Origin of the sequence: Ferrimonas sediminicola (genome assembly GCF_005116715.1) — a bacterium.
Lineage (GTDB): Bacteria > Pseudomonadota > Gammaproteobacteria > Enterobacterales > Shewanellaceae > Ferrimonas > Ferrimonas sediminicola.
Map to the genome: position 1 here is coordinate 44,967 of NZ_SWCI01000008.1, position 13,976 is coordinate 58,942.

General features: G+C 63.7%; 10 protein-coding genes. 7 read left to right on the forward strand and 3 right to left on the reverse strand.

The genetic code is table 11. The annotated features are described in order from the left end of the window. Window positions 1-284: 284 nt before the first annotated feature. The 3 genes from FCL40_RS12885 to FCL40_RS12895 all read left to right on the forward strand — a co-directional run bounded on the left by FCL40_RS12885 (window position 285) and on the right by FCL40_RS12895 (window position 6,268). Window positions 285-1,358 carry an efflux RND transporter periplasmic adaptor subunit gene (locus FCL40_RS12885; RefSeq protein WP_136853711.1) on the forward strand — a complete coding sequence of 358 codons (1,074 nt, stop codon included), beginning with the start codon at window positions 285-287 and terminating at the stop codon, window positions 1,356-1,358. Continuing rightward, window positions 1,358-4,486: an efflux RND transporter permease subunit gene (locus FCL40_RS12890; RefSeq protein WP_136853813.1), complete on the forward strand. Its 3,129-nt coding sequence runs from the start codon at window positions 1,358-1,360 to the stop codon at window positions 4,484-4,486. Before FCL40_RS12885 ends, FCL40_RS12890 begins: the two co-directional genes overlap by 1 nt. A gap of 255 nt (window positions 4,487-4,741) precedes the next feature. Then, window positions 4,742-6,268, forward strand: a complete 1,527-nt coding sequence (locus FCL40_RS12895; RefSeq protein WP_136853712.1) for a zinc-dependent metalloprotease family protein — start codon at window positions 4,742-4,744, stop codon at window positions 6,266-6,268. Here the strand turns inward: FCL40_RS12895 and FCL40_RS12900 are convergent. Beyond that, entirely contained in the window at window positions 6,216-6,431 is a 216-nt protein-coding gene (locus FCL40_RS12900) for a DUF2897 family protein (RefSeq protein WP_136853713.1), read from the reverse strand. The genes FCL40_RS12895 and FCL40_RS12900 overlap by 53 nt on opposite strands. A gap of 257 nt (window positions 6,432-6,688) precedes the next feature. Here FCL40_RS12900 and miaE point away from each other — a divergent pair, with 257 nt between their 5' ends. Continuing rightward, window positions 6,689-7,450, forward strand: coding sequence for a tRNA isopentenyl-2-thiomethyl-A-37 hydroxylase MiaE (miaE, locus tag FCL40_RS12905; RefSeq protein WP_136853714.1), 762 nt, complete (start codon window positions 6,689-6,691; stop codon window positions 7,448-7,450). On the opposite strand, the gene FCL40_RS12910 is transcribed toward miaE, so the two are convergent. Continuing rightward, entirely contained in the window at window positions 7,362-8,045 is a 684-nt protein-coding gene (locus tag FCL40_RS12910; RefSeq protein ID WP_169307117.1) for a lysoplasmalogenase family protein, read from the reverse strand. The two genes, miaE and FCL40_RS12910, sit on opposite strands and share 89 nt — an antisense overlap. Before the next feature lie 263 nt (window positions 8,046-8,308). Between FCL40_RS12910 and FCL40_RS12915 the strand changes: the two genes are divergently transcribed. The 3 genes from FCL40_RS12915 to FCL40_RS12925 all read left to right on the forward strand — a co-directional run bounded on the left by FCL40_RS12915 (window position 8,309) and on the right by FCL40_RS12925 (window position 11,645). Further along, a complete protein-coding gene (locus tag FCL40_RS12915; protein WP_136853716.1) occupies window positions 8,309-10,051 on the forward strand; it encodes a formate--tetrahydrofolate ligase in 1,743 nt (580 codons plus the stop codon). Between the two features lie 132 nt (window positions 10,052-10,183). Beyond that, window positions 10,184-10,831: an MBL fold metallo-hydrolase gene (locus FCL40_RS12920; RefSeq protein WP_136853717.1), complete on the forward strand. Its 648-nt coding sequence runs from the start codon at window positions 10,184-10,186 to the stop codon at window positions 10,829-10,831. A 166-nt stretch (window positions 10,832-10,997) separates the two neighbouring features. Then, window positions 10,998-11,645: an MBL fold metallo-hydrolase gene (locus FCL40_RS12925; protein ID WP_136853718.1), complete on the forward strand. Its 648-nt coding sequence runs from the start codon at window positions 10,998-11,000 to the stop codon at window positions 11,643-11,645. A 364-nt stretch (window positions 11,646-12,009) separates the two neighbouring features. On the opposite strand, the gene FCL40_RS12930 is transcribed toward FCL40_RS12925, so the two are convergent. Beyond that, window positions 12,010-13,965, reverse strand: coding sequence for an MtrB/PioB family decaheme-associated outer membrane protein (locus tag FCL40_RS12930; RefSeq protein WP_136853719.1), 1,956 nt, complete (start codon window positions 13,963-13,965; stop codon window positions 12,010-12,012). Between the last annotated feature and the right edge of the window lie 11 nt (window positions 13,966-13,976).

Consider the following 13,976-nt stretch of genomic DNA (forward strand, 5'->3'; position numbering starts at 1 on the left):
AGGCTCAGTGGCCAGGCGGCGGCCCTGTCCAGTCCCATCTCCTTCGTCAGACGGGGGTGGGGCAGCGTATCCCGTCACCCTTCGGAGCCGCTGGCAGCGACCCTCAACCGACTCCCACTCTCCTTCGTATTGGCTTTGTCAAGATTGTGTGGCTGCTGTCACAGTTGGTTACCAATTGAATCACAACTTGGCGGCAACATTGGATGGCGGCGCCCAAAGGGCTTGGTACCCTATAGGGCAAGGTCCTGCAGGTGGACTGTCAGCAATCAACTAGGCAAGAGATAATGAAAAAAACCATAATTGCCGGTGTCGTGCTCGCCCTTGGTGTGGCGGGTTCGATCTACTACAAAGAGACCGGCAACAGCCAGGGAGCCCGAAGCAAACCCAGGACCACCCCGTCGGTGGTGGTCACCCAGGTGGCGACCGAGTCGATGCGCCGGGAGGTGGAGGCGCTGGGTACCGTCAAGGCCAGGGAGTCGGTGGTGTTGTCGGTCAAGGTCACCGAGAAGGTGGAAGCGGTCCATTTCGACGACGGCCAGAGAGTGGAGGCCGGGACATTGCTGCTGACCCTGAGGGATGGGGAGCAGCAGGCCAAGCTGAGTGCTGCCCGGGCCAACCTGCTGGAGCAGCAGCGGGAGTTCAACCGGATCAAGGATCTGGTTCAGGCCCAAACCATTGCCAGTTCAGAGCTGGACCGGCTGTCCACCTCGGTGGATGTGGCCAAGGCCACCCTGGCCCAGTATCAGGCGGAGCTGGATGCCCGCTATCTGCGCGCTCCCTTTGCCGGGGTGCTGGGGTTTCGCCAGGTGAGTCCGGGGACTCTGGTGACACCGGGGACCGAGGTCACCACCCTGGACGACATTCAGGTGGTGAAGCTGGACTTCCCGGTGCCCGAACGTTTCCTGGCCCGGCTGGCCCCCGGCCGCCGGGTGTTGGCCAGCGCCGCCGCCTTCCCTGACCGGGTGTTCACCGGCACCGTGGCCAGTGTCGACAGCCGGGTGGATCCGGTTACCCGCTCGGTGGTGGTGCGGGCCAACATCGACAACCCAGATCTGGCCCTGCGCCCGGGCATGCTGATGACCCTGAAGCTGATCACCGAGCAGCGGGACACCCTGGTGGTGCCGGAGGAGGCGATCATCCCCCTGCAGCAGCGCCACTATCTGTTCGTAGTTAGCGCCGACAACCGCATCGAGCAGCGCCAGGTGGAGGTGGGGCTGCGCACCCGCGGCAAGGCGGAGATCCTCTCCGGGGTCGAGGCCGGAGAGACCGTGGTGACCCGGGGCATGATGAAGGTGCGGCCGGGCCAGCAAGTCACCACCCGCGGCGGTGAGCGCTTCAGCGTGCAGGGAGCGGAATGATGCTGCTGACGGATCTTTCGGTCAAACGGCCGGTGTTTGCCTCGGTGATCAGCCTGCTGCTGATCGCCTTCGGCCTGGTCTCCTTCGATAAGCTGCCCCTGAGGGAGTACCCCAACATCGACCCGCCGGTGGTGGAGATCTCCACCAACTATCGCGGGGCCTCCGCTGCGGTGGTGGAGACCCGCATCACCCAGATCATCGAGGACCGCATCGCCGGCATCGAAGGGATAAAGAACATCTCCTCCTCCTCCCGGGACGGTCGCTCCTCGGTAACCCTGGAGTTCAACATCGAGCGTGACATTGACTCTGCCGCCAACGACGTGCGCGACCGGGTGTCCGGGGTGCTGAACAACCTGCCCGAGGAGGCCGATCCGCCGGAGGTGCAGAAGGCGTCCGGCAGCTCCGAAGTGATCATGTGGCTCAACCTGCAGTCGTCGCGGATGGACACCCTGCAGCTGACCGACTACGCCCGCCGTTACCTGGTGGACCGGCTCAGTGTCATCGACGGGGTGGCCAACATCCGGGTTGGCGGCGGCAAGGTGTACGCCATCCGCATCTGGGTGGACCGCCAGGCCCTGGCGGCCCGGGATCTGACGGTGTCGGACATCGAGTCGGCCCTGAGGGCGGACAACGTCGAGCTGCCGGCCGGCAGCATCGAATCTGAGAATCGCCACTTCTCGGTGCGGGTGCAGCGCAGCTTCATCGCCCCCGAGGACTTCGCCCAGCTGGTGGTTGGCAGGGGCGCTGACGGCTATCTGATCCGGCTGGCGGACGTGGCTCACGTGGAGCTGGCGGCCGAGGAGGAGCGCATCGCCTTCCGCGGCAACACCGAGTCGATGATCGGCCTCGGGGTGACTCGCCAGTCCACCGCCAACACCCTGGAGGTGGCCCGGGCGGTCAACGCCTTGGTGAACGAACTTAACCCCACCCTGCCGGATGGCATGGAGATCAAGCGCTCCTACGACGCCTCGGTGTTTGTCCAGGCCTCCATCGACGAGGTGTACAAGACACTGGGGATAGCCATGTTGCTGGTGATCGTGGTGATCTACCTGTTCCTGGGCAGTGTCCGGGCGATGCTGATCCCCGCGGTGACCGTGCCGGTGTCCCTGCTGGCCACCTTCGTGGTGCTCTATGCCCTGGACTTCTCCATCAACCTGCTCACCCTGTTGGCATTGATCCTGGCCATCGGCATGGTGGTGGACGACGCCATCGTCATGCTGGAGAACATCCACCGCCGGGTCGAAGAGGGGGAGTCCCCGCTCAAGGCCGCCTTCCTCGGTGGCCGTCAGGTGGCCTTCGCCGTGGTGGCCACCACCCTGGTACTGATTTCGGTGTTTATGCCCATCGGCTTCCTCGAGGGGGACCTGGGCAAACTGTTCCGCGAATTCTCCATCGCCATGAGTGCGGCGGTGGCCTTCTCCTCGTTGGTGGCCCTGTCACTGAGCCCGATGATGTGCTCCAAGTTGCTGAAGCCGGCGTCGGAGGATCCCTGGTTGGTGCGCAAGGTTGACCAGGCGATGGAGTGGGCCAAGGAGCAATACCGAGATTCCCTGAAGCAGTGGGTGGGCCACCCGATCCTGGTGGTGAGCGTCATCGTTGCCGCCCTGGCGGGCAGTGGCTTCCTGTTTTCCAAGGTGCCTTCGGAGTTCGCCCCCAGGGAGGACCGTGGCTCCATGTTCATCATGATCAACGGTCCACAGGGCGCCAGCTACTCCTTCATGAAGGAGTATATGGATGAGATTGAGCACCGGCTGATGCCCATGGTGGAGAGCGGGGAGATCAAGCGTCTGCTGATCCGGGCGCCGCGTGGCTGGGGCGCCATCGCCGATTTCTCCGGCGGCATGGCGATCATCAACCTGGAGGACTGGGGCCAACGACGCAGTGCCTTCGAGATCATGGCGGAGATTCGTGTCCGCCTGGCGGATCTCAGCGGGGTGCGCGCCTTCCCCATCATGCGCCAGGCCTTTGGCCGAGGGGTAGGCAAACCGGTGCAGTTCGTCATCGGCGGCGGCAGTTATGAGCAATTGGCTCAGTGGCGGGATCAGATCCTGGAAGCGGCCAAGGAGAGCCCCATGCTGGTGGGGCTGGACCACGACTACAAGGAGACCAAGCCGCAGCTTCGGGTGGTGATCGATCGTGACCGGGCCGGAGATCTTGGGGTGTCGGTGAGTGCCATCGGCCGCACTCTGGAATCGATGCTGGGGTCGCGGCTGGTGACTACCTTCGAGCAGCAGGGCAAGGAGTATGACGTGATCATCGAAGGGAGGCGGGAGAACCAGAACACCGCCTCGGATCTGAGCAACCTCTATGTGCGCTCTGGCTCGACCGGTGAGCTGATCCCCCTGGCCAACCTGGTGGCGGTGGAGGAGTTCGCCGACGCGCCGAGACTGAACCGCTACAACCGGATGCGGGCCATTACCTTGGAGGCCAATTTGGCCGAGGGCTACACCCTGGGGGAGGCCCTGGGTTACCTCGAAGGCCTGGTGGCGCAGCTGCTGCCGGCGGACGCGGTGGTCAGCTACAAGGGGGCGTCTCAGGACTATCAGGAGTCCGGCGATGCGGTGGTGTTCGTGTTTGCCCTGGCCCTGGTGGTGGTGTTCCTGGTGCTGGCGGCCCAGTTCGAGAGTTATATCCACCCGCTGGTAATCATGCTGACCGTGCCCCTGGCGACCCTGGGGGCGCTGCTTGGGCTCTATTTCACCGGTCAGAGCCTCAACATCTACTCGGAGATCGGCATCATCATGCTGGTGGGGCTGGCGGCCAAGAATGGCATCCTGATTGTGGAGTTCGCCAACCAGCTGCGTGATCAGGGGGTGAAGTTTGAGGAAGCAATCATCGAGGCGGCGGTGCAGCGCCTGCGCCCCATCCTGATGACCGGTATCACCACCGCCGCCGGTGCCGTGCCTCTGGTGCTGGCGGCCGGCGCCGGCTCCGAGACCCGGTTCGTCATCGGCGTGGTGGTGCTCTCCGGCATCCTGGTGGCCACAATGTTCACCCTGCTGGTGATCCCGGTGATCTACAACCTGCTGGCCCGCTATACCACCTCGCCGGAGTTTGTCGCTCGGCAGCTGGATGAGGAGCTGGCCAGGGAGGATCTCTACCTGCTCAGGCGTCGCAGCGGTGAGTAGGGCGAGTTGTACTGTGCGCTGAATTGGATCCTAATCAAGCAGATTGGAGCGCCCTTCGGGGCCGCTCTGACGACAACCACCCGGTGTCGTCATCGTCGGCCAAACTCCAGACACCAAAGATAAACACACCCTAATCAGACGCCGCCGCCAGGTGGCGTTTTCTTTTGCTTTTTTGAGCGCCATCCTGAAATGGCCCAGGAGTCAGAGGGATAGGCTAGCCTTAAGGAAAGCTGTCGCGAGAGAGAGGGGAAGGGCATGAAATTCAGAGTCGCCGGTCTGGCCGGTTTGTTGCTGGCTGCCGCCGTCCACCCTGCCGAGCCGGTTTCCCTGGGCCATGATGGCCTGTGGAATCCGCGGATGGCCCTGGAGCTTGAGACTCAGCGGACCAATAGGTTGTCCACCCCCCTGGCCCTGTCCGGTGCCAGGGAGGTGGATCTGCTGATGTGGATCCCTGACTGGGCCCAGCCCTATCCCCGCTATGGGGAGTTGGAGGCGATGGTCGCCTCCATGGTGGCCACCACCAATACCTACCTGGAGAACTCCCGGGTGGCGGTGCAGCTCAGGCTCAGGGGGATAGTGCCCCTCACCACCCTGGAGGCGCAGGGCGCGGCCGACCCCCTGGTGACCGACTTCAGCCGACTGGAGGAGGTCAGCCGAGCCCTGGACCTGCACTACGGGGCCGACCTGGCCATGCTGCTGGTCCCGCAGATGGATGATGCTGCCGGCATCGCCTTCCTGCCCGGCCGCCACTCGGTGGTTGGCTACAACGGACTGTCGGACGGGATCCGCGATGCGGTGGCCGCCCATGAGATCGGCCATAACTTCGGCGCCGGCCATGAGGGCAACGACGCGGCCCTGCACCCCTACAGCCACGCCGCCGACTGCGGCTTCGGCCGGACCGTGATGTGGTCCTTTGTCTCTCAGGAAACGCTGCCCAGTTTCTCCTCGCCGCTGCTCAGCTCCCCCTTGGGGTGTGGCGATGCCACCAGCGCCGACAACGGGCGCACCCTCAACGAGTCGGCGGAGTTAATTGGTGGCTGGGCGGTTCGCACCCCAGAGCGTGGCAGCCTGTCGCTGGAGAGTGCTCCGACCTCGGTGGAGGAGGGGAGTAGCTTCGAGTTGGGGATCAGCCGCAGCGATACCCAGGCGTCGGCCGCCGCGACCCTGCTGGTGACCGTGGGTGCGAGTGAGCGCTTACTGCCGGTCACCTTCGACGCCGGGGTGGATCGGACAACGGTCACTCTGTGGGTGGAGCAGGATGACCAACAGGCCAACCGCACCCTCGACGCCACCCTGTTGTGGCCGGGTGGGGCAGCCTTGGGGCGGGATCGCCATTCGGTGCAGATCATCGACAGCAGTGCCGGCGGCAGCGGTACCGTGGTGTTTGGCCAGGCCAGCTTCCGGGTGACGGCGGGGGAGGTGCTGGCCGTCGAACTGACCCGGGAGGGGGGCAGCAGCGGTCCGTTGACGGTGCAGCTTCAGACCCGAAATGGCACCGCCCTGGCGGGACGGGATTATACGGCGCTGGATCTGCCGGTGAGTTTTGACGAGGGTCAGCTCAGTCGCCGTGTTGATCTGGTCACCTTCAACCAGGGGGAAGCGCGCAGCCTGACCCTGGTCCTGACGGCACCGGGTAACCTGGTTAGCCAGGCGACGGTGCAGCTGATTCCGCCGGTGACCGCCCCGCCCAGTGGAGACGGCGGTGGAGGCGCGTTGGGATGGGGAGGGGCTATTGCCCTGATGCTCCTGGCCTGTTGCCGTCGCCGTCTTGATCGTCGCTAGCCTCGGGCTGGCCATCCTCCCCCTCATGGTGAGGTTTTTTGGGCAGGTTGGGTTTACCAAACTGGGGCATCTTGTAGTTGGCGGTGTACTTCAGCACCATGATGTTGCTGACGATGACACCGAGGATCAGGGCGATCAGCAGCCAGGCTTGCCATTTTTCCATTTCAGGGTCTCTTGAGTGTCGTTCCTTGCTTCAAGTGTACCCTGAAACCGCGCCGACAGGCAGTACAAGCGTGGTACCTCAGTTAACCCGCCACGTGTGGCCTGGGGCCTCTGGAGTGCGGGTTTTCGGCCCCATGAGCCATGCCACTCTGGCCGGAAGCTGGAACCGTTTCCGGGCGCATGGTATCGCCCTTGTGCCTTACCGGCCCGGGCGATACCATGCGCCTCATCTGGGTAACCGCCGCGGGGAGTTAGGCAGTGGAGAGATTACTGGCGCCGGTGAAGGCTTTTTTGCACGGGGAGACCCCAAGCTCATGGATAGAGGAGGCCAGGCGACCCGAGCGGCTGGCGGTGGTGCTGCAGGACCACCTGCTGTGTGAGCTGAAGGCGGCGCAGACCGCGGTGTGGCTGCTCAGGCGATACGCCCTGGACAAGGGAGGCAGTGAGCGGCTTAAGGGTTGGCTTCGCCCCTTCGAGGACCGGGTCTACCGTCCCTGCCTGGTCAAAGAGCACCAGGCCATGGCCAGTGAGGTGACCCCCGCCGGACTCAGTTGCCGTCCGGACGCGCCCCTGGCGGGCCCTCTGGTGGAGAAGATGGTGCGCCTCATCAAGGAGGAGCTGCACCATTTCGAGCAGGTGCGAACCCTGATGCTGGCCCGGGGCATAGTCATCGAGCCCATTCGCGCCTCTCGCTATGCGGCCTCGCTGATGCAGTTGGTGCGCAGCGGCGACCCCTGGGTGCTGGTGGATCGCCTCATCATCGGCGCCTACATCGAGGCGCGCTCCTGCGAACGTTTCGCTGCCCTGGCTCCCCATATGGATGAGGAGGTTCAGCGGTTCTACGTTTCCCTGCTGCGCTCGGAGGCCCGCCATTATCAGGATTACCTGGCCCTGGCCCAGATGGCCAGCCCTGAGCCCATCGATGCGCGGGTCAGGGAGATTGGCGAGGCGGAGTGGCGGCTGATTGCCGAACCGGACGCCCTGTTCCGCTTTCACTCCGGGGTGCCGTCAGCCCTTTGACCAGCAGCATCAATGCGGCGAAGTAGGTGACGAAGATGGTGGTCATTCCCGCCTGGGAGTGATAGACGAAGGTGTCGATGGCGATCATCGAGTCGGAGATCAGGAACAGTGCCGCGCCCAGTTGGCTTTGCCCGTTGAGGTTGGCCCGCACTGCCCCCATCACCATGGCGGTCAGCAGCAGGCTGTAGAGCGCCAGCAGCGGCGCCCGACCATCCAGGAAGGGCCAGATCAGCCACAGGAACACCCAAGTGCCCAGCGGCAGGGTGATCCACTGCCAGCAGGGGCGGCCCGCCGGCAGGCGCCAAAACAGGGCGAACAGGCACAGTTGGGTGACACCGAAGGCGGCCAGCCCGGGCACCAGGTGGGAGTCGTGGCCAAAGTCCAGGGCGATGTCTCCGCAGGCGGCGGCAGCCAGGGCCAGGTAGAGCAGCAGTCGGGGGCCGCGGATGGCACGTCCCAGGCTCCACTGCAGCAGCGTCAATGCGGGCAGGGCCTTAAGCAGCCAGCTCAAGGGAAAGGGGCGGAACGCCTCAGCGGCGGTGTAGGCCAGGGCCGTTAGCAGGGCCAGACCCCAGGACAGGGAGCGGTTGTCCATCATCATCCTTGATTGGGGAAAAGACCATTTTGCCGCTTCAAATCAAAAGCTTCCATCCCCCTGTTTCCTGGCAATGACAAGCCGGAAACCAGTCTGTACACCCATTTCGAAGTTAACATTTTGAATACATAAAGATTTCCACCTAGTTGCCAACCCGGCCGCGCCCCTTCGACCTTAGGCCAAAATTGGTAAAAAGGTGTCTGAATTATGCCTCGTTTCCAGTACAATGTGCGCGGCTTCAAGGTCGTACCCGGAAAATAATAATGAAATCAGACATCGTAATCTCTCAATCTGCTGACTTGGCTCCCATCACTGACATTGCCGCCGCCGCGGGCATCCAGCCACACGAGTTGGTTCCCCAGGGGCAGTATAAAGCCAAGCTCAGCCATCAATTGCTCAAGCGCGCCAGCGATGCGCCTCAGGGCAAGCTGGTGCTGGTGACCGCCATTACCCCTACGCCACTGGGGGAGGGCAAGACGGTAACCACCATCGGTCTCTCCCAGGGACTCAAAGCCATTGGCCAGAAGGTGATGGCCTGCATCCGTCAGCCCAGCATGGGCCCGGTGTTTGGCGTCAAGGGCGGTGCCGCAGGCGGCGGCTACTCCCAGGTGGCGCCGATGGAAGAGATGAACCTGCACCTGACCGGTGACATCCATGCGGTGACTGCCGCCCATAACCTGGCCGCCGCCGCCATCGATGCCCGCGCCTACCACGAACAGCGCCATGGAGATCAGTTCGAGTCCCGTACCGGCCTGCCCCGCCTCGGGGTCACCGCCGAGGGGATCGTCTGGAACCGGGTGGTGGACATGAATGACCGCGCCCTGCGCCGGATCCGCATCGGCCTCAACGAGCCGGGCAGGACGGTCAATGGTCTGGAGCGAGAGAGCGGTTTCGACATCTCCGCCGCGTCTGAACTGATGGCGATCCTGGCCCTGGCCAAGGACCTTGGCGATCTGCGCAAGCGCCTGGGGCAGGTGGTGCTGGCTTACGACGATCAGGATCAGCCGGTGACCGCCGAGCAGATCGGGGTGGCCGGTGCCATGGCGGCCATTCTCAGGGATGCTGCCCAACCTACCCTGATGCAGAGCCTGGAGGGGGTGCCCACCCTGGTGCATGCCGGACCCTTTGCCAACATCGCCCATGGCAACTCCTCGGTGATCGCCGACCGTATCGCCCTGGGGCTGGCAGATGTGGTGGTGACCGAGGGCGGTTTTGGCTCCGACATGGGCTTCGAGAAGGCGTGTAACATCAAGGCCCGGGCCGCCGGTCGCGGGCCCGATGCGGCGGTGGTGGTGGCCACCTTGCGTGGACTGAAAGCCAATTCAGGCCGCTATGACCTGCGCCCCGGCCAGCCGCTGCCCGACGCCCTGTTCCAGGAGGACAGCGAGGCCCTGGTCGATGGCTTTGCCAATCTCAAGTGGCATATCGACAACGCCCGTCGCTACGGTGTCCCCGTGGTGGTGGCGCTGAACCGTTTCCCCGACGACAGCGACGCCGAGCTGGCCTGGCTGGAGGAGCGGGTCAGGGAGTCCGGGGCCAGCGTGGCCCTGTCTGAGGCCTTTGCCAAGGGGGGCGAGGGCGCCAAGTCCCTGGCTGAGGCCGTGATGGCAGCCCTGTCCGAGCCCGCCGACTTCCGCCATTTGTATGAGCTGGATCAGCCCCTGGAGGCCAAGCTGCTGACCCTGGCCGAGGTGGCCTACGGTGGTGACGGCATCGAGCTGTCTGAGCTGGCCAAGGCGGACATTGAGCGGCTGACCGTGCTGGGTTACGGCAACCTGCCCCTGTGCATGGCCAAGACCCCGCTCTCCATCAGCCATGACCCTGCCCTGAAAGGGGTACCCAGCGGCTTTACCATCCCGATCAGGGGGCTGAGGCTGTGCGCCGGGGCCGGTTTTGTCTATGCGCTCACCGGCAATGTGATGACCATGCCGGGACTGCCGGAGCGACCCGCCTACCTCAGTATCGATATCGACGAGGATGGCAACATCACCGGCATCGACGAGTAACGCCAGCGCCCCCGAACCGGGGGCGTTTTTTTGTGGTTCCCCCGAAGAAAGACCCTGGTTTGACTAAGGGCGTTTGGGCCCGGGGATCCCTGTGATACCCTAGGGCCACAGTTTTTGGTGAGTGTGTGAGTTATGAAATACCAGATTGTGCCGGTCACCCCCTTCCAGCAGAACTGCACCCTGTTGTGGTGCAGCGACACCAACAAGGCGGCGGTGATCGACCCCGGTGGCGACCTGGAGCGGATTGTGGCGGCCATCGACAAGCAGGGCGTCGAGGTGGAGCAGGTGCTGCTGACCCATGCCCATATCGACCACGCCGGTGCGTCCCGCATGCTGGCCGACCAGCTGGGGGTGCCCCTGGTGGGACCGCACAAGGCGGACCAGTTCTGGCTGGATCAGCTGCCCCAGCAGGCTCAGATGTTCGGTCTGGCGCTGTCCCAGGCGTTTACCCCAGACCGCTACCTGGAGGACGGTGAGCAGATTTGCGTGGGCAACCAGACCCTCAAGGTGCTGCACACCCCGGGGCATACCCCAGGTCACGTGGTGTTCTACAACGCGGGTGCCGGACTGGCCTTTGTCGGCGATGTGTTGTTTGCCGGCTCCATCGGTCGTACCGATTTCCCCATGTCCAACCACGGGGATCTGATCGCCTCCATCACCGGCAAGCTGTGGCCCCTGGGGGCCGACACCGAATTCGTCCCCGGTCATGGGCCCAACTCCACCTTCGGTCAGGAGCGCAGCTCCAACCCCTTCGTGGCCGACGCGGTTCTGGGCGGCTAACGGCCGTCAGTCAGGGAAAAACCGGCCAACAGGCCGGTTTTTTTGTGCACGGGACAACACGAATTCGCGGGGCAGATCAAAGATCCGTAAACAGCCCGACCGCCTGTTCTGTCTCAGAATCCAGCTCATGGTAGTCTGGCGCCACTGCTGTATCCAAGGAATTACAATGAAGTATCAAGTGGTGCCGGTAAGCGCCTATCGGACAAACTGCGCCCTGCTGTGGTGCACCCAGAGCAACAGGGCGGCGCTGATCGACCCGGGTGGCGACCCTGAGTTGCTGATGCAGGCCATCGAGGCGCAGGGGGTGACCCTGGAGCGGATATTGTTGACCCATGGGCATATCGACCACGTGGGGGCAGCCATGGTGCTGGCCGACAGGTTGGGGGTGCCCGTGGAGGGCCCCCACAGGGACGACCAGTTCCTGCTGGAGATGCTGCCCGAGGAGGCGCGCACCTACGGGTTCCCCATGGTGGAGGCCTTTACGCCGGGCCGTTACCTGGAGGAGGGGGACAGGATTCAGGTGGGCAATCTGACTCTGGAGGTGCTGCACACCCCCGGCCATACCCCGGGACACCTGGTGTTCCATAATCCCCAGGCGGGCATCGCCTTCGTGGGGGATCTGATCTTTGCCGGCTCGGTGGGGCGTACCGACTTCGAGGGCGGCAACCGGCGGGATCTGCTGCACTCCATCACCACCAAGCTGTGGCCTTTGGGAGCCGATACCGAGTTTGTCCCCGGCCATGGTCCCAACTCCACCATTGCCCGGGAGCGTCGTCTCAACCCCTATGTGGCGGACAACCTGCTTCAGGGGTAGCCACAATATGAAAAGCCGGCCTCAGGGCCGGTTTTTTTCTGCCTGCATCTGTCACAGCCTGAGCTGGCGGTCGACCAGATAGGCCAGCAGAGGTAATTCCGCCAGCAAGGTGAGTTTGACCAACGCTAGGAAAGCGGGGTTGCCCAGTGCGGTCAGCTTAGTCATGGCGACGCGCCTCTACGGGCAAACAAGGTCCACTCCCTGGCCTGAATTGAGGCGCGGTGGTGCCAGTCAGGGCAGAGTAGCGACGGGGCGTATATGGCTCAAGCCATGACCAGTATTATCAACGCTTGATTCAGGGATGGGGCTGACCCAAGAAAAAGGCCGGTCTGAAGACCGGCCTTGGGCACTCGGATGGAGTGAGTTACAGCTTGTAGTTGACCGACAGCATCACCATGTGGGCGTTGTAGTCGCTGTTCAGGTCACCCAGGGTCACCAGGTTGGACAGGGTGTCCTGCTCAACGGCAGCGTAGTCCGCATCCTCATAGCGCTCGAAGCGGTAGTCCAGCCTCAGGGAGAGGGCGGGATTGATGGCGTAAGCACCGTAGAGGTTCAGGTTGTAGCTGGTGGCGAAGTAGCCATCGTACTCGCTGAAGCCGGCGGTGGTGTCGCTGTTGGAGTCGGCGTAGACATAGTCGCCGCCCAGAACCAGCTTTTCAGCCATCAGGCCGGAGTAGGTGAAGCCCAGGCCGAAGTGCTCAAACTCATCCTCCACCTTGGCTTCCCAGTTGGCGGGACCGGAGACCGAGCCGGACTGCTCGGAGAAGATCCACTGCTTGCCGAAGAACAGGTGAGTGTTGAAACGCTCGGTGTGCTGGAACGCCAGGGTGGCATCAAAGCCGTAATCCTCGGCTTCAGTCAGGCCCACTTCGGAGTTGTCATAGTCATCCAGGGCATAGTAGCCGCTGAGATCCACGGTCAGCCGATCCAGAGGGGTGTGGCTGAGGCGCAGTTCCACTTCGCTGCGATCCCGGTCCGCCACGTTGTAGCGGCGCATCAGGTCGTTGTTGTTGCCGGTGACCGTGTAGGTGGAGCCGTCGCGGCTGGAGAAGCCGCCCTTCAGGGCGATGTCCCAGGCGTCGAAGGCGGTCACGCGGACACGACCCCACACGGCGTCATCTGTGGTGTCTTCACGATCCTGGGCGCTGCGGGTCACCTCCTTGCGGTCATAACCCAGGTCCACCCGGTAGCCACGGGCGATGCGGTAGCTTGCCCCCAGCTTGTAGGTGGTGCGATCCACGTCGTAGGCCTGGTACTCGGCGGCGTTGCCAGAGTTGGGATCCAGGGCCAACTCGGTGACCAGGATGTCAGAGGAGTTGTCACGCTCGCTGTAGTCCACGGAGGCGGTCAGACGCAGGGCGCTGGTCACCAGGGAGGTCAGCTTCAGGTTGGCGTCCAGGGTTTCGATTTTGCCGTCGAAACCGGCGAGACCGTTGTTGACCAGCAGCAGATCCTGGTCCTGGGTCATCTCACCGGAGGAGACCCGACCGGCGACCTGGGTGCGGCCGAAGCTGTAGTAGCCGTTGGCCATCACCTGGTAGGCGTCGTTGTCCGGAGCATCCTGGTAGGCACCCGGAACCGCGCCGAAGTTCAGCACGTCCACCTTGTTGTCGTAGCTGGAAGCCAGGTACGCCAGCTGGGTGAACCAGCGTTCGCCCTGCAGCTTGACGCCCGCTTCCCAGGTGTCGGTGCTGCTGTCTACCGGCTTGGCCACATTGGTGGGGGTTCCGCCCCAGATGGAGGCCTTGGTCAGGCCGCTCTTGTCTTCGCGACGGAAGTTGGCATAGGTCTGCCACATCTCGCCGCCGACACTGAGTTCGGCGCCATAGCGCTCGCGTTCGCTTTCCAGGGTCTGCTCCTGGAGCTCACCGGCCACCCAGCCGTTGCCGACGACGGAGTAGTTGGACTGGGCGTGGTCGTTCTTCACGGTCACCAGCTTGCCGTACTCCAGGGCCAGGTTCCAGGTGTCACCGTGCCCGGCGGACAGGCGGGCTTCGCCGTTGTCCATGCCCAGGTTACGGGCTTCCAGGGCGGCGCCATAGCCGGACTCAGCGCTGTACTTCAGGTCGGAGTTGAAGGCACCAAAGGCACCATCTTCTGCACCAAAGTAGTTGGCGGAGCGTTCATTGTCGCTGTCGACCGTACCGGCGGCCACACCGACGCTGCCGTGGGCGCCGTACTCGACGACGCAGCGTTTGCAGGACCATTTGTCGGTGTTGACCTTGTCCAGGTTGGCGTCCTGGATGCTGTAGCCACCCGCCATTGCCATGCCGGAAACACCGGCAAGGGCCAGGGTGATCAGGTTGTATCTGAATCTCATGCTTCCCTCTC

Excerpts from the sequence above, each read along its gene's own strand:
- FCL40_RS12885 (WP_136853711.1), top strand. The coding sequence starts at position 285 with ATGAAAAAAACCATAATTGCCGGTGTCGTGCTCGCCCTTGGTGTGGCG.
- FCL40_RS12890 (WP_136853813.1), top strand. The coding sequence starts at position 1,358 with ATGCTGCTGACGGATCTTTCGGTCAAACGGCCGGTGTTTGCCTCGGTG.
- FCL40_RS12895 (WP_136853712.1), top strand. The coding sequence starts at position 4,742 with ATGAAATTCAGAGTCGCCGGTCTGGCCGGTTTGTTGCTGGCTGCCGCC.
- FCL40_RS12900 (WP_136853713.1), bottom strand. The coding sequence starts at position 6,431 with ATGGAAAAATGGCAAGCCTGGCTGCTGATCGCCCTGATCCTCGGTGTC.
- FCL40_RS12910 (WP_169307117.1), bottom strand. The coding sequence starts at position 8,045 with ATGGACAACCGCTCCCTGTCCTGGGGTCTGGCCCTGCTAACGGCCCTG.
- FCL40_RS12915 (WP_136853716.1), top strand. The coding sequence starts at position 8,309 with ATGAAATCAGACATCGTAATCTCTCAATCTGCTGACTTGGCTCCCATC.
- FCL40_RS12920 (WP_136853717.1), top strand. The coding sequence starts at position 10,184 with ATGAAATACCAGATTGTGCCGGTCACCCCCTTCCAGCAGAACTGCACC.
- FCL40_RS12925 (WP_136853718.1), top strand. The coding sequence starts at position 10,998 with ATGAAGTATCAAGTGGTGCCGGTAAGCGCCTATCGGACAAACTGCGCC.
- FCL40_RS12930 (WP_136853719.1), bottom strand. The coding sequence starts at position 13,965 with ATGAGATTCAGATACAACCTGATCACCCTGGCCCTTGCCGGTGTTTCC.